This window comes from Ruminococcus flavefaciens ND2009 (assembly GCF_000621785.1).
GTDB lineage: Bacteria > Bacillota > Clostridia > Oscillospirales > Ruminococcaceae > Ruminococcus > Ruminococcus flavefaciens_C.
The window spans coordinates 141627-168553 of sequence record NZ_KK211349.1 but is presented as its reverse complement, the minus strand read 5'-3'; the positions used below and the strand labels follow the sequence as shown (position 1 = coordinate 168553).

Below are 26927 nucleotides of genomic sequence, written 5' to 3'. Positions count from 1 at the left end.
GGCTTTTATTTTTACGGAGCATAAACTTGTTGATTTTCTGGGATTTTTATGGTATAATTGATGTATATGCACAAATACGTTCAACATAAAGCATAAAATACCTCCTGACCGCATGATACTACCATGCTACTCTACCGAAAGCGGCTCAGGTCCATATAGCTTTCCGAAAAGGAGGAATCCCAATGGGCAACATCTCTGTGGTCAGATCAGACATAACTCTGCTCCGTACAGACGCAATAGTAAACGCTGCAAACAATCATCTCTCGGCAGGAGGAGGAGTCTGCGGCGCCATATTCTCCGCAGCAGGCTATTCCGAGCTTAAAGCCGCCTGCGACGAGATAGGCTTCTGCAACACGGGCTCTGCAGTAGTAACGCCTGCATTCTCGCTGAACGCAAAATACATCGTCCACGCCGTAGGTCCTATCTGGCGCGGCGGCGACCAGGACGAGGAAAAGCTGCTCTACAGCACCTATTACAGCTCTCTTACCGCAGCCGCAGAAAAGGGCTGCCGCTCCATAGCATTTCCTCTTGTGTCCGCAGGCATTTACGGCTACCCCAGCGAGGACGCCTGGAGGATAGCTCTCACAGCCTGCCGCGACTTCACGGAAAAAAATGACATGGATATTTCCTTCGCAGTGCTCTCAGAGGAGCAGTTCGACATGGGCAATGCTATCCTCAGTGAGCTTCTCCCCCATAAAGGCAGCGGCACTCAGACTGCCTCTGAAATGGACAGGCTCCGTATGGGAAATACCGAGACCGACGCCATTTTCTTCTACAAAGTCGGGGACGAATACGGCGCTTTCAGCAACTGGGCTCCCTCTGAGTTCACCGTTGACGGCGTAAAATTCAATACATCGGAGCAGTACATCATGTACCGCAAGTGCCTGACCTTCGGCGATACCGTCACCGCAGAAAAGCTGCTGAATTCAGACTCTCCCAAAGACCAGAAGGCTCTCGGCAGAGAGGCATCAGGCTACATAGACAGCGTCTGGGCAGGTGTGAGACAGACCGTTGCCATAAGAGGTCTCTATGCCAAATTCTCGCAAAATCCCGAGCTGAAAAGGCTCCTTCTCAGCACAGAAGACGCAGTGCTTGTGGAGTGCACCTCCAATGACCATATATGGGCGTGCGGTCTTGACAAGGACGACGATGACAGGCTCTCCGCCGACAGGTGGAAGGGTCAGAACCTCCTGGGCTTTGCACTTATGGAGGTCCGCAATATGCTGAGAGCAGAGGGCTGACGCCCGTAATATAACCGCAAAACAGCCGCAGAGAGCAGAAGCTCCCTGCGGCTTTCTTTATGCGCGGACTATTTCGGTATCCTCACATAGTATTTGTCCTCGTCCTCATGGTGGATATAGCCGCCATTGCGAAGCATTACTCTCAGCGACGCAGGATTGTCCCTGTTCACACGCAGATATATCTCCTCCTCGGCGACTGCGCCCCTTATCTCCTCAAGGAGCAGCTTCAGCCCCTGTGTGCCGCAGCCTTTGCCGCGGTATCCTGGAGCGATATAGTAGCCGATATGTCCCGAGCCCTCGGCAAGAGCTTCCGTGAGATAGTGTCGGAAGTGGAATGTACCCACGATGGTATCATCGTCCAGGAGATAGTACACGGTCTGGGGCACATAGCCCTCGGGAAGCTGCTCTCCCCGCGACTGGGCGATAATGGTGTCAAGAGCGGTGCCGAAGTCCTCACGGCTTATGCCGTGATATTCATTGATGAAGCTGTTCTCCTCCACGGGGATACTGCGCTGGAACAGCCATTCCTTTTCGATGTCATCGTAATTTGCAGCTTTAAGATACAGCATACCGTCACTCCTTTGTATCAAATCCCGGAGCTTCGCGGAGGAAAAGCCCCTCTGCAGAGACCAGCTGCGAAAGAAGCTCCCTCGTCTCGCCGCCGATATTGTACACCGCCATATACAGGTCGCCGCCGTAAAAGGTGATAAGCCCGTCACACCTGGGCAGGTATATGTTCGCAAAGCCCCTTCCCTGGCGGAATAGCTTCTCCAGAAGCGATGCCAGCTCCTCCGCCGTCGGCTGCTCCGCGGTGCCCTCCCCGGTAACTACGGTCATATCGCAGAAGCAGTAAAGCCTGAGAATGATATTTGTGAGCCTGCGGTCAAGGTCGGATCTGTGGCTGCGGAAATAGGTCTCAACGTCAAAATACCGTCCTCCTGCGTCCTGAGGGACGGTCTTCGGAAGTATGTCTATGAGGAGCGGCTTTCCCTCAAGAAGCTCCTCTATTCTTGTGCTTATGTCCATTTTATCCTCCTGTCAGCGCCAGTCTCATTGCACAGAGGTCGAAAACGTCCAGCGTCCCGTCCTTGCAGAGGTCTGCGGCGCTGCTGCTTTTCAGCTCGGTATCGGGAACGGCAAGGAGCCATTTCTGGAAGGTCACAACGTCCGCAGTATTGAAGCTGCCGTCGCCGTTTACGTCTCCCGCAGTCTCACAGGGGAAGAATGCGGCTCCCAGGTCGCTTTTATCGGAGCTGAGCTCCGAAAGACGTGTAACGCTCTCACCGTCGGAGTAATACAGGTCATAACCGCCGTTCATTGTGCTGCTGAACACCATGCCTTCCCCCACGGGACAGGGGTCTGAGCAGTCATAGTCCGCAGAGTTAAATCCCATGGGCTGTATGCTGCTGCCGTCATACCACATCATCTGATCGCTGTGATCCTCTGCCGAGAACCACTTGGTGAAGTACAGCTCATCGCCGCTGACTACCGGATAATAGGCGGTCACGCCCTCCTCGGCGAATATGGTCTCCGTGGTGAGGAAGCTGAGATCAAGGCGGTATATCGCGCCGATGCCGCCGCTGTAGCCTGCGTAGTAAATACTGCTTCCGTCAGCAGAAAAACAGGGCATAGCCTCCTCAACGTATCCCTCAGTCAGCGTGGTGACCTCTCTCGTCTGAACGTTCATGAGGGCAAGGTCATAGACAAAGCCGTCGGCAGCCCCGTCCCAGTGACCGCGCTTGAAAACTATGCTTCTGCCGTCGGGAGAGAATTTCGGGTCCTCGTTGCGGAAGCCGCTGTTCTCGGTGAGGTTTGTGATACTGCCGTTGTCGCGGAGGTATATGTCCCACTCGTCCGCCCTCTCGTCTATAGCCATGAAGACTATCTGCTGCGGAGAGGTGCCGAAGCTGCCGTTCATAGGGTGGACGAAGTCTCCGCTTATGGTCTCGGTAGTTCCGTCGGGACTGCGCAGATACAGAATGCTGTCCATGGCGGAGTAGTCGCTGTAGCTGTGCCACAGAAGCCAGCCCCGGGGAAGCTGAGCAGCGCCGCCCTCCGCCGAGACTGTACTTACAGGCAGCTGCACAAGGCAGACTGCTGCCGCTGATATTATGATGTGTTTCAGTGTTGCTTTCAGCTTCATTTGGTCGCCTCCGTTCCGGGTTACTCTGATGGTCCTCTTTTTCCCGTCCTTATAAAGTCTATAAGCTGCTCAAGGTCGTCGAAATCGTCATAGTCTCCCATAATACCCCTGCGGTGGTAGACTATCCCTGCCTTCTCGTTGCGCTCAAGGCAGTCCAGAAGAGCCTCAACGCCGTAACGCCGCGCATACTCCGCAAAAGCCCTCGCCTTTATCTTGTCCTTGAAAAGCCCCTTGCGGCAGCCCTCGGGACTGCACTCATAGCAGCCTGCGATATTCTTTTCCAGTACGCATTTCCTGTTCTCGCACCACTCTGCGTCCTTGCACCATGAAAGGTCAAGAAAGCCGTCCTGCCTGCACCCTCTGCATTCCGCATTCTCGCTGCACAGACAGCAGGCAAGTCCGCACCGTGCTATGCTTAGTTCTCGTTTCATAATGCACCTCCGCTCATACCGTTATTTCGATGATATTGCCCTCTATAGCCGCAATGCTGCTCTCGTAGTATCCGTCACCCGTTGTCCGCGGACCGCTTTTCACTTCATAGCCTGCTCCGCGGAGTATCTCCGTCAGCTCGTCCACTCTCTCCCTGCTTCCCACGCTGAAAGCGATATGAGCGCAGCCTGTATGCTCGCGGGAGCTGTCTGTCTCAGCCACCCCGGGCTTGTTCATAAGCTCCAGTCTCGCACCGTCCTCAAAGCTGATAAAGTATGAGCGGAAGCCCGTATCTTTGTTGTGATAGCCGTCGTTTGAACGTCCGCCGAGATAATTCACAAAGAAATCTCTGGCGTCTTCAAGGTCATTTACGTACATTGCAATATGTTCTATGCGCATATCTTTCTTCCTTAAACCATTTCCGCGCCCATTTCAAATGCCTTCTTCATCTCCCCGGGAAAGACGGTCTCATGGCGCTTCTGCTTGGACTCAGGGTCGAACATGGTCCACTGCCAGTCGGTCTTGCTGTAGTCCTTCAGCTGTAGGGTATCGCCGCTGATGAGAGTTTTTGTGGGTCCAACAAAGCGTTCCAGAGTCTGCTGATAGTTCTGCACAAGTCCGCTGTACATTGTATCGGGAGCATTGCTGGTCATGATGAAAAGCACGGGTATCACATTCTGATTGCAGCAGGGAGTCTCCACGTTATAGGTCAGGCTCTGGAAGATCAGGCGCTCATACAGTGCGCGGAAGGAAGCGGTGGGCTCAGAGAGATAATTGGGCGAGCCTATGATAAGTCCGTCTGCGCTGCGGATAGCGTCAAGAACAGGTGTCAGACCGTCCTTACAGACGCAGCAGCCCTTGTTTTTCTCCCTCTTGCAGCCGAAACATGAAATACAGCCTGTGTATCTCTCAAGCCTGAAAAGGTCAAAGCGTATTATCTCAGCACCTTTTGACTCAGCTCCCTTTGCAGCTTCTGTGATAAGTGTGTCTGTGTTCCAGCCCTTGCGGGGACCTGCGTTTACTGCAACTATTTTCTTGCTAATGATGATCACTCCTTATTTCAGTTTTTTCCCAAAGTCAAATGCGGCTTTCAGATGTTTCTCTGTCTCTGCGACTTCACCGCCGCCCGTAAGTCCGCCGCAGAAAAGGGAACCGATGAGCTCTGCCTTTTCAAAGCAGTCCACCCAGCCCTGAAGTCCGCTGACCGCCTTTTCGGGGACAAAAGGCTCGTCCTCGGCAGCTGTTGACAGCATATATATCCTGCGGAACTTATAATCCGCAGAATACAGCGGATTAAGACGGTCAAGCAGAGTTTTCATCTGTCCCGACATCTCATAGTAGTAGATGGGGGTTACGAATACGAGAGTATCGGCGTTCAGCACCTTGTCCGCAATTTCAAGGGCGTCATCCTTCTGTACGCAGCGCTGTGTCTTCTGACAGACAAGACAGCCGGTACAGAACCTTATATCCTTGCCTTTAAGGGAAATGAGCTCCGCATTGTGACCCGCTTCCCTTGCTCCTGCCATAAGCTGCTCCGCAAGAATGTCGGAATTGCTCCTTGCGCGGAGACTTGTTGTGATAACTAAAATATTGCTCATGATGATCCTCCTTTGTTTAACTCGTTTGTCAATTTATATATGGATCATAATATTCAGATCCCATATCACAGCTCACTGATCGTCCACTTTATGCCCTTGGCAAGCCGAACCTCGGGCTCGTTGAAATGTCCGCCCGCGTTCCATTCAAGGATATGCCGTGACACGTTTTTATCGCCGCAGACAAGCTCATACTGCCTTCGTGTACAGTCTCCCACCGTCGCCATTACTGAGTCCCTTGCCTTTTCCTCGCGGTCGCCCAGACTGAGGTATACGGAGCTGTTCCGGGGAGCGGTATGGCTCTGTGCATAGCTTATCCAGTCACCGAACCAGAGAGAGCCCGAGCAGCTGATGACTCCGCTGAAAGCCCGGCTTTCATAGAACGCCCACAGGCTGAAAAGACCTGCCAGTGAGTAGCCGCAGAGTATACGCTTTCCCGTGAGACCGTACTCCTTTTCGCAGTATGGTACACACTCATTTACGAGCCAGCCTAAAGTCCTGCAACCGCCCCCCGAAAAGGACATCTTCTTGTTCAGAGTGAACTCCCAGGGCGAAAACTCACCGTTCCAGTCCTCTGCCTCATAGATGATGAAGTTGCACCTCACATCTCCGCACAGTCCAAGGACCTTTTCAATAGCTTCGCCGCTGTCCTTCATCTCGCCCAGGTAGACCGTGGGCAGGTCGGCGCCCTTTATGATAATACGGCAGTTTCTGCCGCCTATAGCTGTAATTGTCATTTCCCTTCTCCATATCGTCGGTATTCAGCTCCCCGTGCACAGCGATCATATCCGAGCGGGACTCTGCAATATCTTTATTGTAACAATATAAAAATTCAATGTCAATACTTTTTCTGCAACGCAGGTAAACAGGCTCTGCCTTTTCATTGACTTTTGCATTTATCTGTGATAATATTATTATTAAACTGCACATCATTGTTAGAAGGAGAATGCCGAAATGCTTTATTATTCAGATAATATACCTCTTTCACTGCCTGAGGGGTTCAGCAGATACGTCCCGAAAGAGCGCCTCCTGAAGGCAGAACGCTATTATCAGGAAAAGGACAGGATATTGTGCCTGCTTTCATACATGCTTTTTTCCGACGGCATAAGGAGGGAGTACGGGACAGATATATATTCTGAAAAATACTGGGAAACTGACAGTAACGGCAAGCCTTATCTTCCCGGTCACCCCGGCATACACTTCAACATAAGCCATTGCGCAAAGGCAGTGTTCTGCGGTATAAGCAAATATCCCATAGGTGTTGATGTTCAGGACACCATCACTGACGCAGAGAGCCTCGTTCATCTGATATGCACTCCCCGTGAACAGGAGCTTATAAAAAATGCCGAGGACCCCGACAGGCTGCTGACCCGCTTATGGTGTCTGAAGGAAGCCTTCTTCAAGCAGAGCGGAGAGGGTATCTCCGACAAGCTCACCGACGTGGATCTTTCTGACGTAAACGGTGTCGGATACAGGAAATCCGGTCTTTTCTTTTCGGTTTTTGAACGCTCTGACTGCTGCTTTGCGGTATGCAGCAAGGAGCCCTTTTCGGAGCCTGATCTCCACAGCTTTCAGCTCGCACTTGAATAACAGCAATGCCCCTGAGCGTTTTGATAACACTCAGGGGCAAAATATTTATACGGGTATCCTTTACGGTAAATAGTTTTTTTATTCTCTGTTTTTCAATACCTCTGTGGGCGATATTTTCTTCAGTCTGTTTACGAGGAGAGTGATGATAATAAAGTAAATGACCATTACTCCCACAAATATCAGAGGATAAACATACAGCGGGAACCTGATATTGACTCCGCAGGCTGTATTCGATATTATATTCGGATATATCTTATCCGCTATGCACTTCGTAAGCGGTATACATATAAGTGCGCCTATGGCAACTACGAACATATAGCCGTTTATATACAGCTTCCTTACCTCGTTCATTCTGTAGCCGAAGACCTTGACAAGAGATATTCCGAAGGAAGCTCTGTCTATCATGACCTTTAGCATGAGATACATTACCACAAAGAAGATAACTACCGATACCGACAGCAGCATTACCTGTGTAGGTCTCATCATTGAGAGGAATACCTCGGATGAATGGTCGATGTCCTCCTTGGTGGTCACGGAGTAGAGCCTTCCCTCCTCGATGTCAAGCTTGTTGTCGGAGAAGATAGTGTTGTAGAAATCGTCCTCTCTGCCAAAGAGCTCCCTCATACTGTCTATATCCATGAACACTGCAAGTCCTGCGGAATAATCGGCTATGCTGTCCACGGTGAATGCGTAGTCCATATCATTTGCGGAATCTGTGAGCACGAATTTGTCTCCTACAGAAAGGGAATATTTCTGCTGTACCGACTTGCTGACTGCAAGCTTGTTCTTGCCCTTTGCAGGCTCTGCTCTGAAGTACTTGCTGCTGCCGCCGATACCAAAGATGTTTACGTCCAGAGAATAGCCCTGATACTCCTTTGAGAGAGTTTCCGTATATACAGCCTCTCCTTCGGCGGGAAGCTCCTTTTCGGGATACTTCATATAGTACATATAGTTGTATTTCGTATCCGCCTGAGTCTCGTTCTTTACATTAAGGCAGAGGGTAAGGCTGTTCATGCCTATCATGAAGATGAGCATGGATATGAACATACCCAGTACAACAGTGAAGGCTATCCTGAGCTCACGCAGGAGCTGTCTGATCTGGAAGCTTCTTATAAAGCTGAATTTTCTGAGATCAATATTGCTTATACTGCTCTCCTTCTGCTCGTTCCTGATAAGTGAAAGAGCTGTTCTTGAAAGCTTTTTGTTGATGACGATATAGTTTACGATGATCGCTGTCACAGGGGGCATCACAATGCAGTAGATCAGCAGATATACAGGATATACATTCTTATACTCGGGCACCGAATAATAGGAATATATCTGTGACATCTGAGAATTTACCGCAAAGCTGCTGAAGCCTATGGCTGCACCGGCTATACCTCCCAGGAGGGCGATAATTGTGGGCAGTCTGAGATAGTGGGTGATAAGGTCCTTTTTCTTAATGCCCAGAGCATAAAGTGCTCCGATAACGCTGCTTTCTGACTGTATCTGATGTACCACGAAGACGGAGATAACGTACATGAAGAGTATCATTACCACTACGCCTGCCAACAGACCCATGTTCTTGTTTACCACACGCTCATTGCTTGCGGCATTTATTCTCGGGTTGTCCCCGGCTTTCAGGAACATTGTGAGATTGTCTATCTGTCCGTCAAAGTATTCCTCTGAGATCTCGTTTGTCTTGTCCTGAAGCTCTGTCATGCCGTCAGCCAGCTCCTCAGAGCCGTCATAGGCTTCATCCACACCGTCGGTATAGTCCTTTGTGCCGCCCAGGAATTCACTGAGCTGACCAAGCCTCTCTTTTAGCGCAGAGAGCTCACTGCTGTTTGTGGCAGCTATTGCCTTGTCAAGCTCGGAGGCGTAATTATCCTTTGTCAGTGTGATACCAAAGGCTGAAACAGCGCTGTTTGCCTGATCAAGATAGAGTTCAAATATATCCGAGGCACCGTCTGTGAGCTCGGAGCTGTGATCCTTTATATCGGCGAGACCGTCCCTGAGCTCTGCCGAACCGTCCACCAGCTCCTGTATGCCGTCGAGCAGCTCATCCTTTTTGCCCAGGCTGTCGCTGATATAATCCTGAAAATACTCATCGTCCACGTCATGATAATCAAATTCCATGTCCTTGATGGCGTTTTTCAGGTCATCTGCGGTGTAATCCCCGTTCAGTCTGTAGGCATAGGTATACTCCTGAGCCTTCTGGCTCTTGCCGCTGATAAACTCGTCATACATTGACGCGGTGACGAATGCGATGCCGAAATTGCTGCTCTCAACGGCAGTATCGGATATTTTCCTGATCGGCATATCATAATCGGGAACGCAGCCGGTACCGCATACCGTAAGAAGCTTTCCGCTTATATTTATCTCATCGCCTGTGCTTATACCGTTTTCCTCGGCATAGCGCTGCTCAATGACAGCTTCACCGTCAGCCTCGGGAAGTCTTCCTTCCTTTATTTCGATCCTGTCGATATTCTCTCTGACCTTAGTTACTCTGATGACCTTGCCGTTCTCCGAGAAGTCGAAATTGAAGATCTCCTCTATCTCAACATCATTTGAACGTATCTCATCGAGCTGTTTGTCAGTAAGAGGGACGAATACGGAGAATTCGCCGTCCTCCACACGGTTTATGCCGTTTTTTTCTATCGTTCCCTGAATAACGTTTTCAGACGAAGCTACCATGCTTGTAACTATATACATTCCCAGGACTACAAGGAGAAAAAGTGCCGCATATCTTACAAAGTTATGTCTGAGATCACGAAGGATCCTTTTATTCAAAACTCTTTTCATCAGAGATCCTCCAATTCTGCGGCGGGAACTCTTGTCTTGTTTTCATACTGTTTTACTACGAGACCATCTTTTACGAATACTACCTTGTGTACCATGTCCTTTATGGAATTATTATGGGTAACTATGAGCATGGTAGTACCGTATTTTGCGTTTATCTCCTCAAGAAGAATGAGTATATCCCGTGATGTTGCAGAATCGAGAGCTCCCGTAGGCTCGTCACAGAGCAGGAGCTTCGGGTTCTTGATAAGGGCACGGGCAATGGCGCATCTCTGCTGCTGTCCGCCCGAGAGCTGGGAGGGAAATTTATTCTGATGCTCGGTAAGTCCGAGAGTTTTTATCAGCTCGTCAATGTCAAGGGGAGAAGATGTAAGGTATTCGCACACCTTTATATTTTCCCTTACTGTGAGATTGGGGACAAGGTTGTAGAACTGAAAAATAAAGCCCAGGTTATCCCTTCTGTAGTCTGAAAGTGCAGAAGGGGAGAGTCCGAAAATCTCCTTGCCGCTGACCTTTACCGAGCCCTCGTCAATGGTCTCAAGACCTCCTATGCAGTTGAGCAGAGTGGATTTGCCGGAGCCGCTGGTGCCCTGGATAACACACATCTGTCCCTTCTGAACGCTGAGCTCGATGCCCTTCAGTACCTGAACAGTATTGGAACTGTTTCCGTATTTCTTTTTCAGACCTTTTACTTCCAAATACATAATTTACTCCTATCTTAGAATCGGTTTACATTTTTTGTCTTAAAGGTTTTTGGTTATAGCTGTGGCTGTTTCATAGATGTTTGTATTGATAAAGAAGTGATCTCCCGGAACAAAATCCATGGTACAGCTGCGGCAGTAATTGCGCCACAGATCAAGCTGTTTCCTGTTGATGTCGTCGCTTATGCCGTTGATGAGATGAAAGCTCACATCAAATCTTACGGCATCATGCTCGTTTTTATACGTCTCACACATAGTAAAATCAGCTCTGAGAACAGGGATATAGAAATCAAAAAGCTCGCTGTTGTCTATAAGCTCCCGGGGTATGCCGTTTATGGATATGAGCTTTTTCTTGAAGCTTTCATCGTCAAGCTTGTGATATTCCGTATTGGAGAAGTGTTCGGGAGGTTCGCTCCCGAGTATAAATACCGATCCGGGCATTTTTCTGTGATGGCTCATGAGCCGGCAGCAGAGCTCATATGCAAGTATGCCGCCCATACTGAATCCGAGGATACAGTAATCCTCGTCGAGCCTGTCCTTTATGCTCTCATAGAGATCATTTGCTACACTGGAAAGATCGGACTCCAGCTCCTCGTTGAAGCGGCTGCCTCTGCCCGGTATCTCCAGGGGACAGAGCTTTATATCAGGGGGAAGCATCTCCCCGATCTTTCTGAACATATAGGCGCTTCCGCCGGCACAGGGGATACAGAACAGGTTCATCATATCCCACTCTTTCCGCTTTCAATGGCTGACTGCTTCTTTGAAGCGGCAAGCTCACCGAAAAGCCGCATTTTTTTCTTTACGCTCTCTGCCTTGCCTGTTTTGAGTGCAGAATGAAGTATGGCAAGTATATCATCAGCAATGGATCTGTCAATGATGAGGGGCGGGAACATCGCCATAAAATTGTTGTTGTAATAGGGGATAAGTCCCTGTGAGGCGCAGTCAGCTGCGATGTTGAACACCTCTTTCATTTTATAGGGCTCCTTGGTGGAGCGGTCCTTTACAAGCTCTATGCCTATCATAAGTCCCCTGCCGCGGACATCGCCGATTATGGGTCTGTCCTTCATCATATCCCTGAGGTTGTCAAGGAGGTATTTTCCTATTTCAGCCGAATTCTTTACCAGCTGCTCACGGAGGATTATGTCGATATTCGCCATAGCTACCGCACAGCATACGGGGTTTCCGCTGGCGGTGCTGCCATGCTGAAAATACTCCTTGCCGATGAAGTTCTTATACACAGATGCCTTTGCCATGACTGCCGAAACGGGAAGATATCCGCTGCTTATGCCCTTTCCGAGGCACATTATATCGGGACGCACCTTCCAGTTTTCCGAGGCAAAGAGGCTGCCTGTCCTTCCGAAGCCCGTAGTGACCTCATCTGCGATGACAAGCATATCATAGTCCTTGCAGATCTCGGTGACCTTGTCAAAGAAACCGTCGCTGAGGGGGAGTATACCTATATCTCCCATAACAGGCTCGGCAATGAATGCCGCCACAGTTTCGGGCCCCTCTGCCTCAATGGTATCTCTCAGAGCCTGAATACATCTCTCCTCGCATTCTGCCTGATCCTCGGTGCCATAGCTTCCGTGATAAGCAAAGGGAGGCTCTATATGTACGATACCTGCCGGCAGCGGCGCATAGAGCTTTTCATATATCTCCTCGCCGCTGAGAGCCATAGCCGTGTATGTAACGCCGTGATATGAGCCCTTGAAGGAGATGATCTTGTATTTCCCTCTGAGCGCGGGATCGTCGCTCTGACGGAAGTACTGCCTTGTGAGCTTTACTGCTGTCTCAATCGCCTCAGAGCCGTTGCTGCCCAGATATACCTTGTCGTATTCGTAGTCCGTGAGGGCGCAGAGCTTGTCTGCAAATTCAACTGCGCGTGGATGGGTCTGCTGAAAGCACGATGAATAGCAGAGCGTTTTCATCTGCTCGGCAGCCACCTCTGCCAGCTCCGTCCTGCCGTGACCAACAGCCACGTTCCAGAGAGAGCCGCTGGAGTTGATAAAGCGCTTTCCCGCAGCATTGTAAACATAGACTCCTTCTCCCCTTACAAGAGTCATGGGTCCCATGTCCTTATAGGGGATAAATTCTTCGAGATCGGTAAAGGGGTTCCAAAGGTGGTATTGTTTATCCTTGCCGAGAATACTCATTTTGATGTTACATCTCCTTATATTATTTTATAGAAAGTACCTGAATTGAGCTGATCGAGGATAGAAAATGCCTTTCTGTTCCATTCGGCAACATCTGAGTCCTTTATCTTCATGACCTTGTCGGTCCATTTATAGCAGTAATTGCAGTCAACGGAAGGGTTCTTCACGTCCTTGCAGCATACGTGATCGTCGCAGCTGAAGCCGCCGTTCACAAACCTCTCAAGGAACCCGTCGAGGGATTTGTTGTCCATATATATATCGGGAAGATCGAATACACTTGCGTAATTCAGCATACCCTTTATATTGAACTTATAAGCCTTCAGGACAGCTCCCTTTACATCGACGTTCTTTATCTTGTGGTTGGAGGGAAGGTTGGATATTTCGATGAGATTACCGTCATATTCCTCGTTGACATAGGCTTTTATTACTCCCTCAAGGAAATCCGTTGTTCTTGTACGGTCAAGAAGCTTCATGGAGAACTTGTCATAGCCTATGCGCTTTGCCATATCATCGTAATACTTAACATCCTCGGGTCTGATAAAGGCTGAGCGTATGAACTGTGACGGGTCGTTAAGACGGGTCATGGTACACTTGAGCATACAGTAGTCAACGGAGAAGCCCGATGAGGAGCTTCCCTTTTCGCTTGCGTGTGCCTGTGCATTTCCGTGAGCGACGCTGTAGGGGCAGTTGTGGAGGCAGATATTGTTGGCGATCAGACGTATCTCCTTGTCCCTCTCCTTTGCGTACATCATGGTGCTCTCAAGCAGCTTGAAATTCCTTACGAAGTTATCGTTGAGAGTGATCTCATCAGCGCCCAGGTCGAACCAGTACTTCACCTTCTGGACCGAATCTATCAGAGCGTAGAGACCTATGGTTATCTCAAACTCGGGGAATCTGCGCTTTATGCTCTCGACCATATAGGGAGAATTGGTGGTTATCCTGTCGACTCCCAGCTCCCTGAGCCTTTCGAGGTATTTATTGAAGCTCTTGTTGTACTCTCTCTCCATTTCATGGCTTCCGTAGCACATGGGATTGATGAGATAATTGAACTTAAGTCCCTGAGCGTGGCATTTTGTGATATAGTCTCCCAGCTGATTCCAGTTGATATCAGGGAGCACCATAGACGCTCTTCCTCCGCCGAAGGAATCTATTTTCAGCTTTCCGAAAACAGATCTTATCTTGTGTTCGGGGTCATTCTTTTTAATGACATCGAGCAGTGCGGTATCAAAGTTAGTACCGATCGAATAATTCATATTTTACTCCTTTCAGAAATCTTTATTTGACAGCGGTTATGACAACGTATTCGGAGGTCCCGAAGAGAAAGCCCCATATAGCGGGATATATCCTTCTCCTGAAGGATGACCTGCGGATATTGACCTTCACTTCATCAATGGGCTTACGCGGCGACATGAAGCGCTTTATGAAATACCAGGCGAGACCTGTGAACACCTCATGGCTTATCACCTTGACGCCGACGCTTCTGAATCCTGCATTTTTCAGCAGCTCTATACAGTGATGATAGTCGTACATATTCTCATCGGGAATGAATATGCCCTTGCGCCATTTCTTTTGCAGGGGGCTGTTCCATTTCTCTCCCTTTTTCGGGAGCATATCAGTCACTGTGAGCCTGCCGTTTTTCTCAAGGACCCTGTAGGCTTCGTTATAGAATTTTTCTCTTGTGGCGAAGTGGTATTCACAGTCAAGAGCCGAGACCTTTGTAAAGCTCTCAGCCTCAAAGGGCAGGTTTCCCGCATCGCCCTTCATGAAGTTCACCGTGCTTTTTCCCGTATCGTGTATCCGCTTTTTTGCTTCCTCAACCTGCTTCTCAACTATATCCATTGCGGTGATGGATATGCCGTCATAGGTCTTAGCCCAATAGAGGTCCTGCTCGCCGCAGCCGCAGCCCACGTCCAGAAGCCTGTCCTCAGGCGAGAATTTTCCCGCTGCCGACAGCAGATGTGCAAGCTTTTCGCAGGCGGTATTGTAGTCCGAACAGTTCTTCCAGTATCCTACGTTCATCCACCGCGCCTTCCTGTTGACGCCCTTCAGACCCGGGACTATATCATAGTCCATATCCTCATAATATTCTGTAGCATTGTTGTGGGTATCTGACATATGCTCTATAAAACTGCCAAGCTTCATATTACATCTCTTTTCTGAAAAAATTTATTTTCTTGCCGTATTCAAGCATATCCGAAATATGTTTTTCGCTGACCTCTGACCACCTGAAGCCAAGTCTTTCAAGGAGCTCACAGGTCTTATCGTTGACTACCGCGCATATACCGCTGTCAACAGATATATATGCCCCCGAATGGAGCAGAAGGGTGTCTATATTCTCCTTATAGCTCTCATCCTTGTACTTATCGTAAACGAAGTCGAAGAATTCCTCGAATTCCATTATATCCATCTTCTCGTTCATGCCGCAGCTCCTGAGCTTTTCATAGAAGGAGCGCATACTCAGCTTGTTGGGATTGAATATATGGTAGATGCTTCCTGCGGTCTCCTTTGCAGTTATAAGCGAGGTTATCGCCTCTGCACACTGGTCCGCAAAGGAGAAGTCAAGGAGCTCTGCGTCAATGTCGGGCATTGCTCCCAGTTCAAAGAACGCCTTCATTATGAGGTAGAAGGAATTTGACTCGATATTCCTCTGGAAATGTCCGTTATGTGAGTCGAAGAGCACAGTTCCTATCCTGTAGATGTCTGCTTCAAGTCCCTCGTCCATAGCTCTGAGAATGATGTCCTCCGCCTCTTTTTTGGTCTGAACGTAGTACTCCTCGGATAACTCCGTATCCGCAATGGTGTACTCGCTGAATACTATTCCGCCCTCAGAAGAAAGGTTTTCGGAAACTCTCGTTGTGGACAGGTGGCAGAGGCGCTTTTTCCTGCCCTCATTGCAGAAGTGAACAAGATTGCTCACGCTCTCAACGTTGCTGTCTCTGAAGTCCTCATACTTTCCGAAATGCTGGACCTTTCCTGCGCAGTTGACCACAAGCTCGATCTGCTGTGAAAGCATTCTGTATTCCTCCGCTTCCATGCCGAAAAGAGGCTTGGAAAGCTCACAGGACACATAATGGATACGTCCGCTGTACCTGTCAAGGATACCGTCGCCGAAATAGAACACAAGATTGTCGTTCAGGCGCTTCACGGGGGCATTTCCTCTCACAGTAAGATACAGCTCGGAATTTGTCTCTGCAAGGAGCCTTTCGGCGATATAGGCACCGAGATAGCCTGTAGCGCCCGTCAGCATTATGCTGCCGTACTCAGCCTTTGTGAGGGAGTCATATCCCCTGAGGTCCTCACTGCACTTTTCAAGGTATTCTTCATATAAGCTGTCAACGTGATCGGCACTGTTGTCGTCAGAGACTGAATAATACTCCTTTTTGAATTTATCCATACGCTCATCAAGATAGCCGTTCTTTCTCTTTTTAAGGTGCGCTGCCAGCTGTTCCACAGTCTGATACCTGAATATGAGATTGAGCTCTATATCGTACTCCTCGCTGAGCTTGTTGAACATGGTGATACCCTTGACAGAGTCGCCGCCCAGCTCAAAGAAGCTGTCTGTTATGCTGAAGCCGTCAACGCCGATAGCTTCGCTGAAATACCTGTAAAGGAGCTTTTCATTCTCGGTCCTCGGCAGTATCACTTCTCTTTCCTTTGAGAGCAGATCCTCGGAAGCAAGCTTCTTCCTGTCGATCTTGCCGTTTGCCGTTACGGGGAGCTGTACCACAGGCTTTATCACCGTGGGGAGCATATATAAAGGTATATGCCTTGAAAGCTCCGCCCTGATCTCATCTTCCTCTATCTTCCTGTCAGAGACATAGAAGGCGAGGATATTGTTTTTATTATTCGCACTTATGACCGCAGCCGCAGCCGAAATGCCTTCGGTCTTCAGCATTGATGACTCGATCTCGCCAAGCTCTATCCTGTATCCGTTGATCTTGACCTGATCGTCTTTTCTGCCGTGGAACTCGATATAGCCGTCGGGGTGGAATGCACCCATATCTCCTGTTTTGTAGATCCTGCCGAGAACGGGGTGATCTATGAACGCAGCAGCTGTCTTCTGCGGGTCGTTGCAGTAGCCCAGCGACAGACTGTTTCCGCCTATTGCGATCTCGCCCTCAAGCATTACGGGACATATCTCATTGTCCTTGTCCAGAACATACATCTGCTGATTTGCAAGGGGATAGCCGTAGGGTATGACCGACCAGCTCTCGTCCACCTCGCCGATAGGATAATAAATGGACCATATTCCGCCCTCGGTAGCTCCACCAAGACTGATGACCTCTGCATTTGAATACCTGTCCCTTATCTTGTCGGGAAGGTCGGTAGGGATATAGTCTCCGCTGAGCATGACCACCCTGAGGGTGTCGGTATCCTCGATCACAACGTCAACGCTCTCTGCTGCCTCATCGAAGTAATCCGCCGCATTATCGGAGGTATCGTTCATTATGAGGGAGAATATTGCGGGGACCGAGTTCCATACAGTCACAGAAGCATCGCTTATCAGCGCCCTGAGCTCCTGAACGTTTTTGCTGTCCTGAGCCAGCACAAGCTCAGCACCCGAACTGAATGCTCCGAAAATATCGTAGACAGACAGGTCGAAGGTGAATGAGGAAACTCCCAGTATAACGTCGTTTCCGCCAATACCGAACCTGCTGTTTATGTCGGCGATGGTATTCATTGCGCCGCCGTGGGTCATTACAACGCCCTTGGGTCTTCCCGTGCTTCCCGATGTATAGATGATGTAAGCCTCGTCATCGGCAGAGGGTGCGGTATCCGCTTCGGAGGGAGCGCAGGCAAGCAGCTTCTCAGCCTCTTCCTTTGTTATCTCTGTGGATATGCCGCTGTTTTCAAGTATGAATCTTCTTCTCTCCTCGGGAACAGTGGGACTTACGGGAACGTAGACCGCTCCGCATTTGAGTATACCCAGTATGGAAGCAACGGTCTCAGCGTTTCTGTACTCATATACAGCCACTCTGTCGCCCTTGCGGACTCCTCTTTCCCTGAGTCCTCCCGCAACGCATTCTGCCATTCTGTCAAGCTCCGAATAGGTCACGGATCTGCCGCCGCAGGTAACAGCGTTTTTGTCGGGTACTGCCGCTGCCGTCTTCTCAAAGGCTTCAATGAGAGTGGGAACAGGGTATTCCCTTTCTGTAGAGTTATACTCCTCTATCATCTTCCTGTCAGCATCGCAGAGACAGGACCTGTTTTTACCCGACAGGAGAGCTGACGCACTTTCGATCATATCTATGTACTGTTCAAACATCCTGCTGATCATTTCACCGTCAAACAGCTGTGAAACGTAGTCCCAGGTAATGCTTATTCCGTTATTCTCGTTCATGACCTGGCAGTCAAGGTACACCTGTGAGGTCTGGCTCACGCTGTATACAACATCGCCTATATCGTCGATATTGAAGGAGTCCTGATTTTCAAACAGCATACCCGTGAAAACATAGGGGAAAAGCAGCTCGCCGCTGCGGTTTTCCTTCCTTGCGATGCTTCTGATGACGCTTACACCGTCATAGAGCTTATATTCAAGGTTTTCCGCTATCTTCTCCTGAACGCTGCGGCATACATCGCTGTACTGCTCTCTGCCGTTTATCTCCACCAGCATAACTGAGGTGAAGTCACCCATCATATTCTCCACAGCCTCATGGAAGGGAAACCTGGAGAAGGTTGTGACGTTGAGGGTAACATTGTCGCTGCCGCTGTAATATGCAAGCAGTCTTCCGTAGGCTGTCATAAGGAAGGTGGAGGGAGTTATGCCGTATTTTGCAAGAGCTTCCCTGACGCCGCTCCATACCTCGGGAGAGATCATGTGCTTGCAGCGTTTGAATACAGGCTTGGTTATATCCTTTGCCGATGTCTTTACAGGCAGTGAGGGAGCTCCCGAATAGCTGTCCAGCTGCTTTGCCCAGTAGCTTTCCGCCTCCCTGTAGTAAGGGGTCTGCTTCATGGCGTTGAGGGAAAGGATATAGTCATGGAAGTCGAAATCCGCCTTTACATCAGATGTGCCCTGTGAATTATAGTTCTCCATGAGCTGTCTGATGAATATTCTCATACTTATACCGTCGGATATGAGCAGATCAAAGCCCGCAAGAAGTCTTACCCTTTCGGGAGAGAGCCTTATTGCGCGGAACTCAAACAGCGGGAAGCTGCTGATGTCTATTATCTTGTGGGAATGCTCGTTTCTTGCCGCCGTGAGAGCCTTTTCCTGCTCCTCTGGAGACAAGCCGCTCAGATCCTCCTCGGGTATAGAGTATTCGCCCACATTTTCCAGTATCCTCTGCATACCGTCGGGAGTTACCACCATCCTGAGCATGGGATTATCGGCTATGACCCTGTTCAGCGCCCTGTTGAGACGGGGTATGTCAAAATCGTTTTCGACCTCATAATAAGCATGGGTGGATATGCTACCCATTTTCACGCCGCTGTTTCTGCCGATAAAGTAAGAAAACTGTATATCGGTGAGGGGGAAGGGACTGTTTTTCTCCTCCGCACTGCATCTGACGGGAGTATATACAGGCTCCTCCGATCCGGCTGTCTTATCGCCGCACTGACTTATATGCTCTGCGATATTGCGGACCGAGCCCAGTATCATAAACTTCTTGAAGCTTATCTCAGTGCCGAAGATCTCCTTTATCTCGTTGACTATAGTTATCATGGCAAGAGAATCGCCGCCCAGCTCTATGAAATGGCCGTCAACAGGTATATCATCGTTCTTGAGATGCTTTTTCCATATCTCCGTCAGCTTTTTCTCGATCTCCGTCTCAGCGGAAACAGAGGCTGCTGCCGTCTCAAAGGGGTCGGGCAGACCCTTGCGGTCGATCTTGCCGTTTGCGGTAAGGGGAAGGTCCTCCATAACGACTATCCTTGAAGGTATCATATAATGAGGGAGCTTCTCCGCGGAATCCTTTCTTATCTGCTCGGCATTGGTATTTTTATAGAGGGAAACGTAAGCGCAGATAGCCTGTGAACCGCTTTTTGTCTTTCTGACTACGGCAGCGGCATTCTTTACGTAATCCAGCTTCTTTATGGCGTTCTCAACCTCGCCCAGCTCGATACGGAAACCGTTTATTTTTATCTGATGATCTTTTCTGCCGAGGAATACCACATATCCCTCCGACGACATGAGACCGTAATCGCCTGTATGGTAGATCCTGCCCAGCTTTTCGTGCTGACAGAACTGCGCATCGGTCTTCTGCGGGTCATTGAAGTAGCCCTCAGCCACGCCGATGCCGCCTATACATATCTCGCCTCTTGCGCCTATGGGAGCGGTCTCTGAGCTGCTGTCAAGGATATAGATATTCTGGTTCGCCAGCGGATAGCCGTAGGGGATAGAGTCCCAGTCAGGGTCGATATGATCAATATTGTAATAAATAGACCATATGGAAGCCTCTGTGGCACCGCCAAGGCTTACCATTCGGCAGTCCGAAAACATCTTCATAGCCTTTGCGGTTATGTTCTTTGAGATCCAGTCACCGCTGAGCATTACAAGGCGCAGGGAAAGGATATAGCTGGAAGCCTCATCCCCCTCAGAGATATAATCCCCGAAGTATGAGTCGCTTCCTTCCTCGTTCTTTGAGATAAAGTCAACAACAAGTCTGAATATGGCAGGCACCGAATTCCATACAGTTGCTCCTCTGTCAGACAGCACCGATACCATTGACTCCACATCGTAAACATCGGGAACAAGAGCAAGCTCCGCGCCGGTTACGAAACAGCTGAAAATATCATATACCGAAAGATCGAATCCGATAGACGAAACGCAGGCAAGAACGTCCTCGTCCGTTACATCGTAGCGTCTGTTTATGTCGAGGACCGTATTCACAGCGGCGCCGTGGCGTATCACAACGCCCTTGGGCTCGCCCGTGCTTCCCGAAGTGAAAATGATATACGCGATGTCATCGGGAGAGCAGGTGACAGCGTCTCCGCAGTCTGAGCTGTATCCGCTGAGGTCCGTGTCCTCCGTGATGACACAGCGGCAGTCCGCTTTCTTTATTATCCTGTCTCTGCGGTCAACGGGCTGTACTACGTCTATGGGCACATAGACCGCACCGCATCTGAATACGCCAAGTATATTGGCTATGGTAGGGATACTCCTGCTGCCGATGACTGCGACTGTATCGCCCTTCTGCACGCCCTTGTCCGCAAGCAGGCTGCAAACCTTTCCCGAGCGCTCCCACAGCTCTCCGAAGGTAATGGTCTCATCTCCGCAGGAGACAGCTGTCCTGTCCTTATGCTCCTCAAAGCAGGGGGCAGCAAGCTCCATAAGCGAGCAGTAAGGAATATCCTCCGCAGTGTCGTTATATGCCTTTATTTTTTCAGCGTCATCTTCAAGTATCCTGCTGAGGAAGCCTGTGTCCGTGAAGTTTTTCTCATCGGAAAAGCTGTTTATATCGCCGCAGAAAAGCCTGAACATATTGTCAAGGATCACCTTGTCAAAGCTGTTTCTGCGGTAATCTATATTGATGGAGAGCGCACCGTCATATTCAAATATCTGACAATCGAGCAGTACGTTGGTGGTCTGGCTGCATCCGCAGATTATCTTTCCTATGGGAGAATCAACAGCTATGCTGAAATCCTCATAGAGCATGGGAGTGAATACTATGGGGAAATGCGCACTTTCGGAATTGTCCTTTCCCGCCATAGACCTCATTACCTCAATGCCGTCGAAGGCTCTGTTCTTCAGGGCTTTAAGTATCTTCCTCTGTATATCTCCGCAGAGAACGGCAACATTCTCCTGAGCGGTGTCTATATCTATAAGGAGAACGGAGGTGAAGTCGCCTATAGCGTTCCTTGATGCAGCCTTCCTGTTTGTAACGGGGAGGTTTACAGTGAAATGCTTTGAGCCGCTGTATAGCGCCAGTATCTTTGAATACAGGGCAAGCATGAGCACATAGGGCTGTATTCCCCGGGCGGTGATGTTTTCCCTGATCCTTATCCATTCATCATGGGCTATGGTACAGTGCAGTCTGTCAAAAACGGCATTCTCCGCAGACATATCCGAATTGAAATGAGGAATATCGGGAGCGGGCGGCAGCGCTGCTTCATCGCTGAGCCAGTAGTTTCTCGCTCTTTCATAGCCCTTGGAGCTGTGAAGCTCTGTTTTGGACAGGCAATAATCAAAAAAGCTGCTGTCCACCTCAGGCTCCCTTTCGGGATCGTCATAGTAATACTTTATCTTGTCCACAAAGAGCTTTATGCTCATTCCGTCGAAAATGAGCATATCAAAATCCAGGAATATCCTTATATCGTCCTCAGCCATTTTTACGGCAGCTACCGTAAAGGGATAGCCCTCCCTGCAATCCCACACCTTCAGCTTCAGCTCGTTCATCATATTGCTTATGCAGGCTTCCTTTTCAGCCTCCGAACGTGAGGATATATCGGTAAAGGGTATATTTACGGGCTTTATGGTCTTCCTGAGCTTAAGATACCTGCTGTCATGGACATAGCTGTTGAGTGCAGGCTGTTCAATAACTATCTTTTCAATAGCGCGTTCAAGCTGATGAATATCTACAGAACCTGTTCTGACCTCGTAAATGACCTTTGTCGCCATTTCTTCTTCATTTCTTCCGATAACATAGGAGGTCTGGAGTTCGGTAAGGGGACAGTTTATGTTTTCGAGCATCTATATTTCCTTTCTGTCATGCATTTGTTATTGCAATATCCATATCTGATATGATCAGCGCTTTTTTCCGAATTCCATGGAATGGAGAAGCACCTGATCGTCTTTCAGCTTAAAACACGGGAGTATCTTTTCGTAATACATATCACCTATGCAGCAGTTCCCTATGCCCTTTTTCTCGCCCGCAGCCGTAAGAAGGGAAATTATTATGCCGCATTCCATAATGCCGTAAAAATAAGCCATTCCGCCGTATTTCGGCATACTCGCCTGACCGTTGTACACAAAATAAACAGTAAAGGCAGAGCCTTCATATATATCCCTGTTGGTTATATAATGAGCTTCGGAGGAGATCATTTTTCCGTCGTCCGCAAGAACAAGGCTGTTGAGGACAGGATCGTAATAATAAAGTCCCGCATCTATCCCCTCAACTCTTCCTTCCTTTATATGTACATAAATATCCAGCGTAGCAAGTCCGCCTGCTGACGGATAGTACCTTGTGTGATCGGCAGGCTTGTTTTTCAGACAGCTCAGGATATATGAGAGATCGCTGTATGATACAGGATCAGAGGAAAATTCCCTTACAGAGCACCTTTTCTCCACAATAGGCGGAAGCTCCGTATTCGCAAGTATATAGGATGTATCGCCTGTGACAACGTGCCTTTCCGTCTGCAAGAGCTTGAATTCCTCAAGCTTTTCCTTTACGAACCTCATATCCTCATCATGATCGTCATTGAATATTTTCTTCTGGCTGTAAAAAAGCTCTTTCGGGGAAAGTATAGAGTTTACGAGGATCTTTTTCTTTATGAGGTCCTTGATGAGGTTGTTGAGAAAAGCCCTTTTGTTTTCGGGGAAACGCTCCTTCAGTTCGCTGAGCTCTGTGCCGTCCTGAGTGTAGTAGTAAAGCTCAGGGAAAAATTCTGCACCCTTTTTTCCGTAATTAAAGCGTTCTATTCTGAGCTCGCCGTTTATTATCTTGAAATTAACAGACGGAGACCAGAAGTACATACTTTTCATATAAATACATCCTTTCGTGTTAATTAGCGGTAACTAACTTACGCTTATAAAACGAATAAGGTGAGAAAAGTGGTGAGACGTGTAGAAGGAATGTTTGAGTAATAAAGTTAGTTTTTACTAATATCGTGTCATAAATGAAGCCCGTACTCGAATCAGCGATATATCATCGGATATATGCTTTTTGAACCGGGCTGGTAAAAATATGTTTTACAACACTAACAGCTTATATTTTAGCACATTATAGCATTCTTGTCAATATTCTTAAAAAACTTTTATATTTCGTTAAATCAAGGCGTTGCCGCCGCAGCTTTTTATGTAATTATTGTATAAAAAAACAACCTGCGATCCCCGTTTGCAGGTGCTCTTACGTATTGAAAACCGCATATATCTGTGCTATAATGTATAGGCTAAGGAAGTGCTTATATGGAAAAAGGACAGATAGATTTTGCAAAAGACAGCGTATGGAAGATGATATTCAGGCTTGCGCCGCCCGTCATGGCTGCACAGCTCATACAGGCGCTGTACAACATCGTTGACAGCTTTTTCATCGGCAGGTGCTCGGAGGAAGGACTCACTGCACTGTCCATAGTTTATCCCTTGCAGCTTCTGATGATAGCTCTCGCTGTGGGTTCGGGAGTCGGCATTAATACTGCGATGGCATTCTTCTTCGGAATAAAAAAGGAGAAACGTGCCGCCGAGACAGCAGGTGTGGGAACTCCGCTTGCATTTGTGCTCTGGCTGCTGTTCGCCCTGGTATGCTATCTGATAATGCCGTTTTATGCGAGGATCTCCACGGATTCGGAAATGATACGCGCCGATGTGGTGCGGTACGGAAGAATAGTCTGCTTATTCAGCTTCGGACTTTTCTTCGAGAGCATATGGACGAAAATACTGCAATCCAAGGGCAATATGAAGCTGCCCATGACAGCTCAGATAATTGGTGCGGCAGTAAATATCGCACTCGATCCGCTGCTGATATTCGGCTGGCTCGGACTGCCGAAGCTGGGGATAACAGGTGCGGCAATATCCACCGTTATCGGTCAGACAGCCGCCGCGCTCATCGTAATGAAGCACGGCTTCTACAAGCCCCCTGCACTGAAAAAATATTGGGTGAACATCAGGAACATTTACAGGCTGGGTACGCCGAATATCCTTATGCAGTCTGCGTACACCTTCTATATTTTCGGACTGAATATGATACTTGCCACATTCTCGGACCAGGCAGTGACAGTCCTCGGTCTTTACTACAAATGGCAGACCTTCTTCTTTATCCCGCTGGGCGCGTTGCAGACCTGCATCGTCCCCATGATAAGCTTCAACTACGCTCAACAGAACACCAAGCGCTGCCGCAGTATCCTGTGGGACTCCTTCATCGCAGGCGCTGTTCTGATGGGCATGGGAACACTGTGCTTCCTGTTCATTCCGTCACAGATGATACGCTTTTTCTCCCACGACAGCGAAGTTCTGAGAATAGGCGTTCACGGCTTTCACATAATCGGACTCAGCTTTGTGCCTATGGCGGTGTCCCTGCTGTTTCCCGTGTTCTTTCAGGCAGTGGGAAGCCCCTTCAAAAGCTCCGCTCTCACCGTGATACGGACTGTTTTTCTGTTCGTTCCCCTCGGCTGGCTGTTCGCCGGATTCGGACTATACTATTTCTGGCTGACATACCCCATAACCGAGATAATAACATCAGCCGTAGGATTTGCCATGTTCAGCAGATTCGGCAATACTAAAACAACAACGCCCTGCAAGCAATAAACCTGCAGGGCGTTTTTGGTGTATGTGTTACAATTAAAATACGGCTTCATGCGCGGAAAATAAATTCACGCCCCAGTTTTACTGAGACGCGAACTTGGCTGCGGGGGCTCCCCGCTGGAGCTTGTGACGGGACTCGAACCTGCGACCGAGGACTGTTTTTAAAGCGAACATAATTTCCAGTTTTGATTGTTACGCTGCTTTTGCTACAGTTTCCTTCAGTTCGCCTACGAATCTGTAATATATCTCAACCTGCTGATATGTCTTTCCATAGAGCTTTTCCTTGTGGTGGACAACTATTTTGTCGATAAGCTCATTGAGTATATCAGCATTGAGTTCCTTTATATCCGTATAACTGTCAATTACTTTTGTAAATTTATCGGCGGCATCAGATCTGGCTTTGAGCGTCGTGATCTCATATGTGAGTTCGGGCATCGACTTTTTGAGTTCTGCCTGTTCTTTCTCAAATGTTTTTGTCATCTGTGCATAGCGATCATCTGAGATCTTTCCGAGTGCATTATCTTCATAGAGCTTGTTGAGCAGGTGGTCTATCTCAGCTATTCTGCCCTGTGCTTTTTCAAGCTCATGTTCATGCTGTATTATCTTCTTTGCACTGCTGTCGCTGCATTTGCTGTCGAGGAATGACCTGAACTCATCCTTATTTTTACGATATGACTTCAGCACTCTCCGGACATCTTTCAGCACAAGCTTGTACACCACATCGTAGGTAATATAATGCGATGCACAGTATTCCTTGCCGTGAGTTTTATACATCCAGCATGAGTATGCTCCGTGATATGTACCGTCTTTGCGTTTCTTCTGCGAGTAGGTGAGTGCGTGACCGCAGTCTGCGCAGTAGAGCAGACCTGCGAACATCTGAACTTCACCTGTCTGCGTTGGACGCCTTTTGGTACTCATCATTCTGTGTGCTTCGTCCCATAGTTCCTGTGTTATTATCGGCTCATGACAGTTCTCAACGATTATCCAGTCCTCTCTCGGGACTTTGACTTTTTCCTTGCTTTTCATGGACTTGCACCGCTGCTTTCCGTAGATTAGTTTGCCGAGATAGACTTCGTTTTCGAGAATCACTCGGATAGAAGTAACGTGCCAATCGAACTCCTTTCTCCAGTAATCCGACTTGAAGTAATCAGGATTGTGGAGATTGAAGTAAGCTATCGGTGTGAGAACTTTTTCTTCACGGAATATTTTTGTGGTCTTATTGTAGCCTATCCCTTGTGCCGCCATTCTGAATATCCTTCGTACTGTCTCCGCGGCAGGCTCGTCTATCACAAGGTGATGTCTGTCGTTCGGGTCCAGCTTGTAGCCGAAGGGCGGCTTTGAACCGATGTACTGTCCTGCTTTCGCTTTTGCCTTCTTCGCAGTCTTAGTCTTGATAGAAGCCTCTCTTGCGAAGTAATCGTTCAGCACATTCCGCATCGGGAACATCATATCGTTTTCATTTTTCATAGAGTCATAGTTATCACTGACCGCTATGAACCGAACCCCGAGCTCTTTGAACTTTTCAACGTACATTCCGACTTCGATATACGACCTTCCGAATCGTGACTGGTCTTTTACCAGGACGGTATCTATCAGTCCGTTCTGGATGTCTTCATACATTCTCTGGAACGCAGGACGGTCAAAGTTAGTGCCGCTGTATCCGTCATCATCGTACACTTCATAATTTTCTATTGCATGATCCTTGCAGTACTGCTCCAATAATAATTTCTGCGAGCCAATGCTTACGCTTTCGCCCATTCGCCCGTCATCGACCGAGAGCCTGCAATACAGAGCTGCTTTTTTAGGCTGTTTGTTTTTCATTATAACTCCTTTCACAGCCGTGCAGCAGATCCTTACACGGACAGTATACCACATCTCCGCTCAGGAATCCAGTGTG

At 48.7% G+C, this 26927-nt stretch carries 20 protein-coding genes; 3 read left to right on the top strand and 17 right to left on the bottom strand.

All coding sequences use genetic code 11. The annotated features are described in order from the left end of the window. Positions 1–182 precede the first annotated feature (182 nt). The gene (locus T488_RS20210) at positions 183–1241 is read left to right on the top strand and encodes an NADAR domain-containing protein (protein ID WP_242838370.1); all 1059 of its coding nucleotides are present in this window, start codon (positions 183–185) and stop codon (positions 1239–1241) included. Positions 1242–1309: 68 nt separating this feature from the next. Here the strand turns inward: T488_RS20210 and T488_RS0115645 are convergent, their stop codons facing one another. From T488_RS0115645 to T488_RS0115610, 8 genes are all read right to left on the bottom strand, one after another. Continuing rightward, positions 1310–1810 carry a GNAT family N-acetyltransferase gene (locus T488_RS0115645; RefSeq protein WP_028521624.1) on the bottom strand — a complete coding sequence of 167 codons (501 nt, stop codon included), beginning with the start codon at positions 1808–1810 and terminating at the stop codon, positions 1310–1312. 4 nt (positions 1811–1814) lie between these two features. Then, positions 1815–2267, bottom strand: coding sequence for a hypothetical protein (locus tag T488_RS0115640; protein ID WP_028521623.1), 453 nt, complete (start codon positions 2265–2267; stop codon positions 1815–1817). 1 nt (position 2268) lies between these two features. Continuing rightward, a complete protein-coding gene (locus T488_RS0115635; RefSeq protein WP_028521622.1) occupies positions 2269–3384 on the bottom strand; it encodes a dockerin type I domain-containing protein in 1116 nt (371 codons plus the stop codon). A 20-nt stretch (positions 3385–3404) separates the two neighbouring features. Beyond that, positions 3405–3815, bottom strand: coding sequence for a DUF3795 domain-containing protein (locus T488_RS0115630; RefSeq protein WP_028521621.1), 411 nt, complete (start codon positions 3813–3815; stop codon positions 3405–3407). A 13-nt stretch (positions 3816–3828) separates the two neighbouring features. Then, the gene (locus tag T488_RS0115625; protein ID WP_028521620.1) at positions 3829–4212 is read right to left on the bottom strand and encodes a VOC family protein; all 384 of its coding nucleotides are present in this window, start codon (positions 4210–4212) and stop codon (positions 3829–3831) included. A gap of 11 nt (positions 4213–4223) precedes the next feature. Further along, the gene (locus tag T488_RS0115620; protein WP_028521619.1) at positions 4224–4856 is read right to left on the bottom strand and encodes a flavodoxin family protein; all 633 of its coding nucleotides are present in this window, start codon (positions 4854–4856) and stop codon (positions 4224–4226) included. 12 nt (positions 4857–4868) lie between these two features. After that, complete coding sequence (locus T488_RS0115615; protein WP_028521618.1) at positions 4869–5411, bottom strand: NAD(P)H-dependent oxidoreductase; 543 nt, start codon at positions 5409–5411, stop codon at positions 4869–4871. 65 nt (positions 5412–5476) lie between these two features. Continuing rightward, positions 5477–6145 (bottom strand): alpha/beta hydrolase-fold protein, encoded by a 669-nt coding sequence (locus tag T488_RS0115610; RefSeq protein ID WP_028521617.1) that lies wholly within the window; start codon positions 6143–6145, stop codon positions 5477–5479. Positions 6146–6362: 217 nt separating this feature from the next. Between T488_RS0115610 and T488_RS0115605 the strand changes: the two genes are divergently transcribed. Continuing rightward, positions 6363–6998: a 4'-phosphopantetheinyl transferase family protein gene (locus T488_RS0115605; protein ID WP_028521616.1), complete on the top strand. Its 636-nt coding sequence runs from the start codon at positions 6363–6365 to the stop codon at positions 6996–6998. A gap of 78 nt (positions 6999–7076) precedes the next feature. On the opposite strand, the gene T488_RS0115600 is transcribed toward T488_RS0115605, so the two are convergent. From T488_RS0115600 to T488_RS0115565, 8 genes are read right to left on the bottom strand one after another with little or no spacing between them, the layout of a single operon-like run. Further along, positions 7077–9782, bottom strand: a complete 2706-nt coding sequence (locus T488_RS0115600) for an ABC transporter permease (protein ID WP_028521615.1) — start codon at positions 9780–9782, stop codon at positions 7077–7079. After that, complete coding sequence (locus T488_RS0115595; RefSeq protein WP_028521614.1) at positions 9782–10483, bottom strand: ABC transporter ATP-binding protein; 702 nt, start codon at positions 10481–10483, stop codon at positions 9782–9784. The genes T488_RS0115600 and T488_RS0115595 overlap by 1 nt, the downstream gene beginning before the upstream one ends. A 39-nt stretch (positions 10484–10522) precedes the next feature. Then, on the bottom strand, positions 10523–11203 hold the full coding sequence (locus T488_RS0115590; protein WP_037298578.1) for a thioesterase II family protein: 681 nt from the start codon (positions 11201–11203) through the stop codon (positions 10523–10525). Continuing rightward, the gene (locus T488_RS18305) at positions 11200–12633 is read right to left on the bottom strand and encodes an aspartate aminotransferase family protein (protein ID WP_051536521.1); all 1434 of its coding nucleotides are present in this window, start codon (positions 12631–12633) and stop codon (positions 11200–11202) included. The genes T488_RS0115590 and T488_RS18305 overlap by 4 nt, the downstream gene beginning before the upstream one ends. A gap of 17 nt (positions 12634–12650) precedes the next feature. Continuing rightward, positions 12651–13886, bottom strand: a complete 1236-nt coding sequence (locus T488_RS19045; protein ID WP_028521612.1) for a U32 family peptidase — start codon at positions 13884–13886, stop codon at positions 12651–12653. Positions 13887–13908: 22 nt separating this feature from the next. After that, positions 13909–14775, bottom strand: a complete 867-nt coding sequence (locus T488_RS0115575; protein WP_028521611.1) for a class I SAM-dependent methyltransferase — start codon at positions 14773–14775, stop codon at positions 13909–13911. A 1-nt stretch (position 14776) separates the two neighbouring features. Continuing rightward, on the bottom strand, positions 14777–22264 hold the full coding sequence (locus T488_RS0115570) for a non-ribosomal peptide synthetase (RefSeq protein WP_028521610.1): 7488 nt from the start codon (positions 22262–22264) through the stop codon (positions 14777–14779). A gap of 54 nt (positions 22265–22318) precedes the next feature. Continuing rightward, complete coding sequence (locus T488_RS0115565; protein WP_051536520.1) at positions 22319–23275, bottom strand: SagB/ThcOx family dehydrogenase; 957 nt, start codon at positions 23273–23275, stop codon at positions 22319–22321. Between the two features lie 423 nt (positions 23276–23698). On the opposite strand from T488_RS0115565, the gene T488_RS0115560 reads away from it, so the two are divergent. Continuing rightward, a complete protein-coding gene (locus T488_RS0115560; protein ID WP_028521608.1) occupies positions 23699–25033 on the top strand; it encodes an MATE family efflux transporter in 1335 nt (444 codons plus the stop codon). A 189-nt stretch (positions 25034–25222) separates the two neighbouring features. Here T488_RS0115560 and T488_RS0115555 read toward each other — a convergent pair whose 3' ends face one another. After that, complete coding sequence (locus T488_RS0115555) at positions 25223–26851, bottom strand: recombinase family protein (RefSeq protein ID WP_028521607.1); 1629 nt, start codon at positions 26849–26851, stop codon at positions 25223–25225. Between the last annotated feature and the right edge of the window lie 76 nt (positions 26852–26927).

What these genes read in the sequence shown, in the direction of transcription:
- T488_RS20210 (WP_242838370.1), top strand. Translation starts at nt 183, where the DNA reads ATGGGCAACATCTCTGTGGTCAGATCAGACATAACTCTGCTCCGTACA.
- T488_RS0115645 (WP_028521624.1), bottom strand. Translation starts at nt 1,810, where the DNA reads ATGCTGTATCTTAAAGCTGCAAATTACGATGACATCGAAAAGGAATGG.
- T488_RS0115640 (WP_028521623.1), bottom strand. Translation starts at nt 2,267, where the DNA reads ATGGACATAAGCACAAGAATAGAGGAGCTTCTTGAGGGAAAGCCGCTC.
- T488_RS0115635 (WP_028521622.1), bottom strand. Translation starts at nt 3,384, where the DNA reads ATGAAGCTGAAAGCAACACTGAAACACATCATAATATCAGCGGCAGCA.
- T488_RS0115630 (WP_028521621.1), bottom strand. Translation starts at nt 3,815, where the DNA reads ATGAAACGAGAACTAAGCATAGCACGGTGCGGACTTGCCTGCTGTCTG.
- T488_RS0115625 (WP_028521620.1), bottom strand. Translation starts at nt 4,212, where the DNA reads ATGCGCATAGAACATATTGCAATGTACGTAAATGACCTTGAAGACGCC.
- T488_RS0115615 (WP_028521618.1), bottom strand. Translation starts at nt 5,411, where the DNA reads ATGAGCAATATTTTAGTTATCACAACAAGTCTCCGCGCAAGGAGCAAT.
- T488_RS0115610 (WP_028521617.1), bottom strand. Translation starts at nt 6,145, where the DNA reads ATGACAATTACAGCTATAGGCGGCAGAAACTGCCGTATTATCATAAAG.
- T488_RS0115605 (WP_028521616.1), top strand. Translation starts at nt 6,363, where the DNA reads ATGCTTTATTATTCAGATAATATACCTCTTTCACTGCCTGAGGGGTTC.
- T488_RS0115600 (WP_028521615.1), bottom strand. Translation starts at nt 9,782, where the DNA reads ATGAAAAGAGTTTTGAATAAAAGGATCCTTCGTGATCTCAGACATAAC.
- T488_RS0115595 (WP_028521614.1), bottom strand. Translation starts at nt 10,483, where the DNA reads ATGTATTTGGAAGTAAAAGGTCTGAAAAAGAAATACGGAAACAGTTCC.
- T488_RS0115590 (WP_037298578.1), bottom strand. Translation starts at nt 11,203, where the DNA reads ATGATGAACCTGTTCTGTATCCCCTGTGCCGGCGGAAGCGCCTATATG.
- T488_RS18305 (WP_051536521.1), bottom strand. Translation starts at nt 12,633, where the DNA reads ATGAGTATTCTCGGCAAGGATAAACAATACCACCTTTGGAACCCCTTT.
- T488_RS19045 (WP_028521612.1), bottom strand. Translation starts at nt 13,886, where the DNA reads ATGAATTATTCGATCGGTACTAACTTTGATACCGCACTGCTCGATGTC.
- T488_RS0115575 (WP_028521611.1), bottom strand. Translation starts at nt 14,775, where the DNA reads ATGAAGCTTGGCAGTTTTATAGAGCATATGTCAGATACCCACAACAAT.
- T488_RS0115570 (WP_028521610.1), bottom strand. Translation starts at nt 22,264, where the DNA reads ATGCTCGAAAACATAAACTGTCCCCTTACCGAACTCCAGACCTCCTAT.
- T488_RS0115565 (WP_051536520.1), bottom strand. Translation starts at nt 23,275, where the DNA reads ATGAAAAGTATGTACTTCTGGTCTCCGTCTGTTAATTTCAAGATAATA.
- T488_RS0115560 (WP_028521608.1), top strand. Translation starts at nt 23,699, where the DNA reads ATGGAAAAAGGACAGATAGATTTTGCAAAAGACAGCGTATGGAAGATG.
- T488_RS0115555 (WP_028521607.1), bottom strand. Translation starts at nt 26,851, where the DNA reads ATGAAAAACAAACAGCCTAAAAAAGCAGCTCTGTATTGCAGGCTCTCG.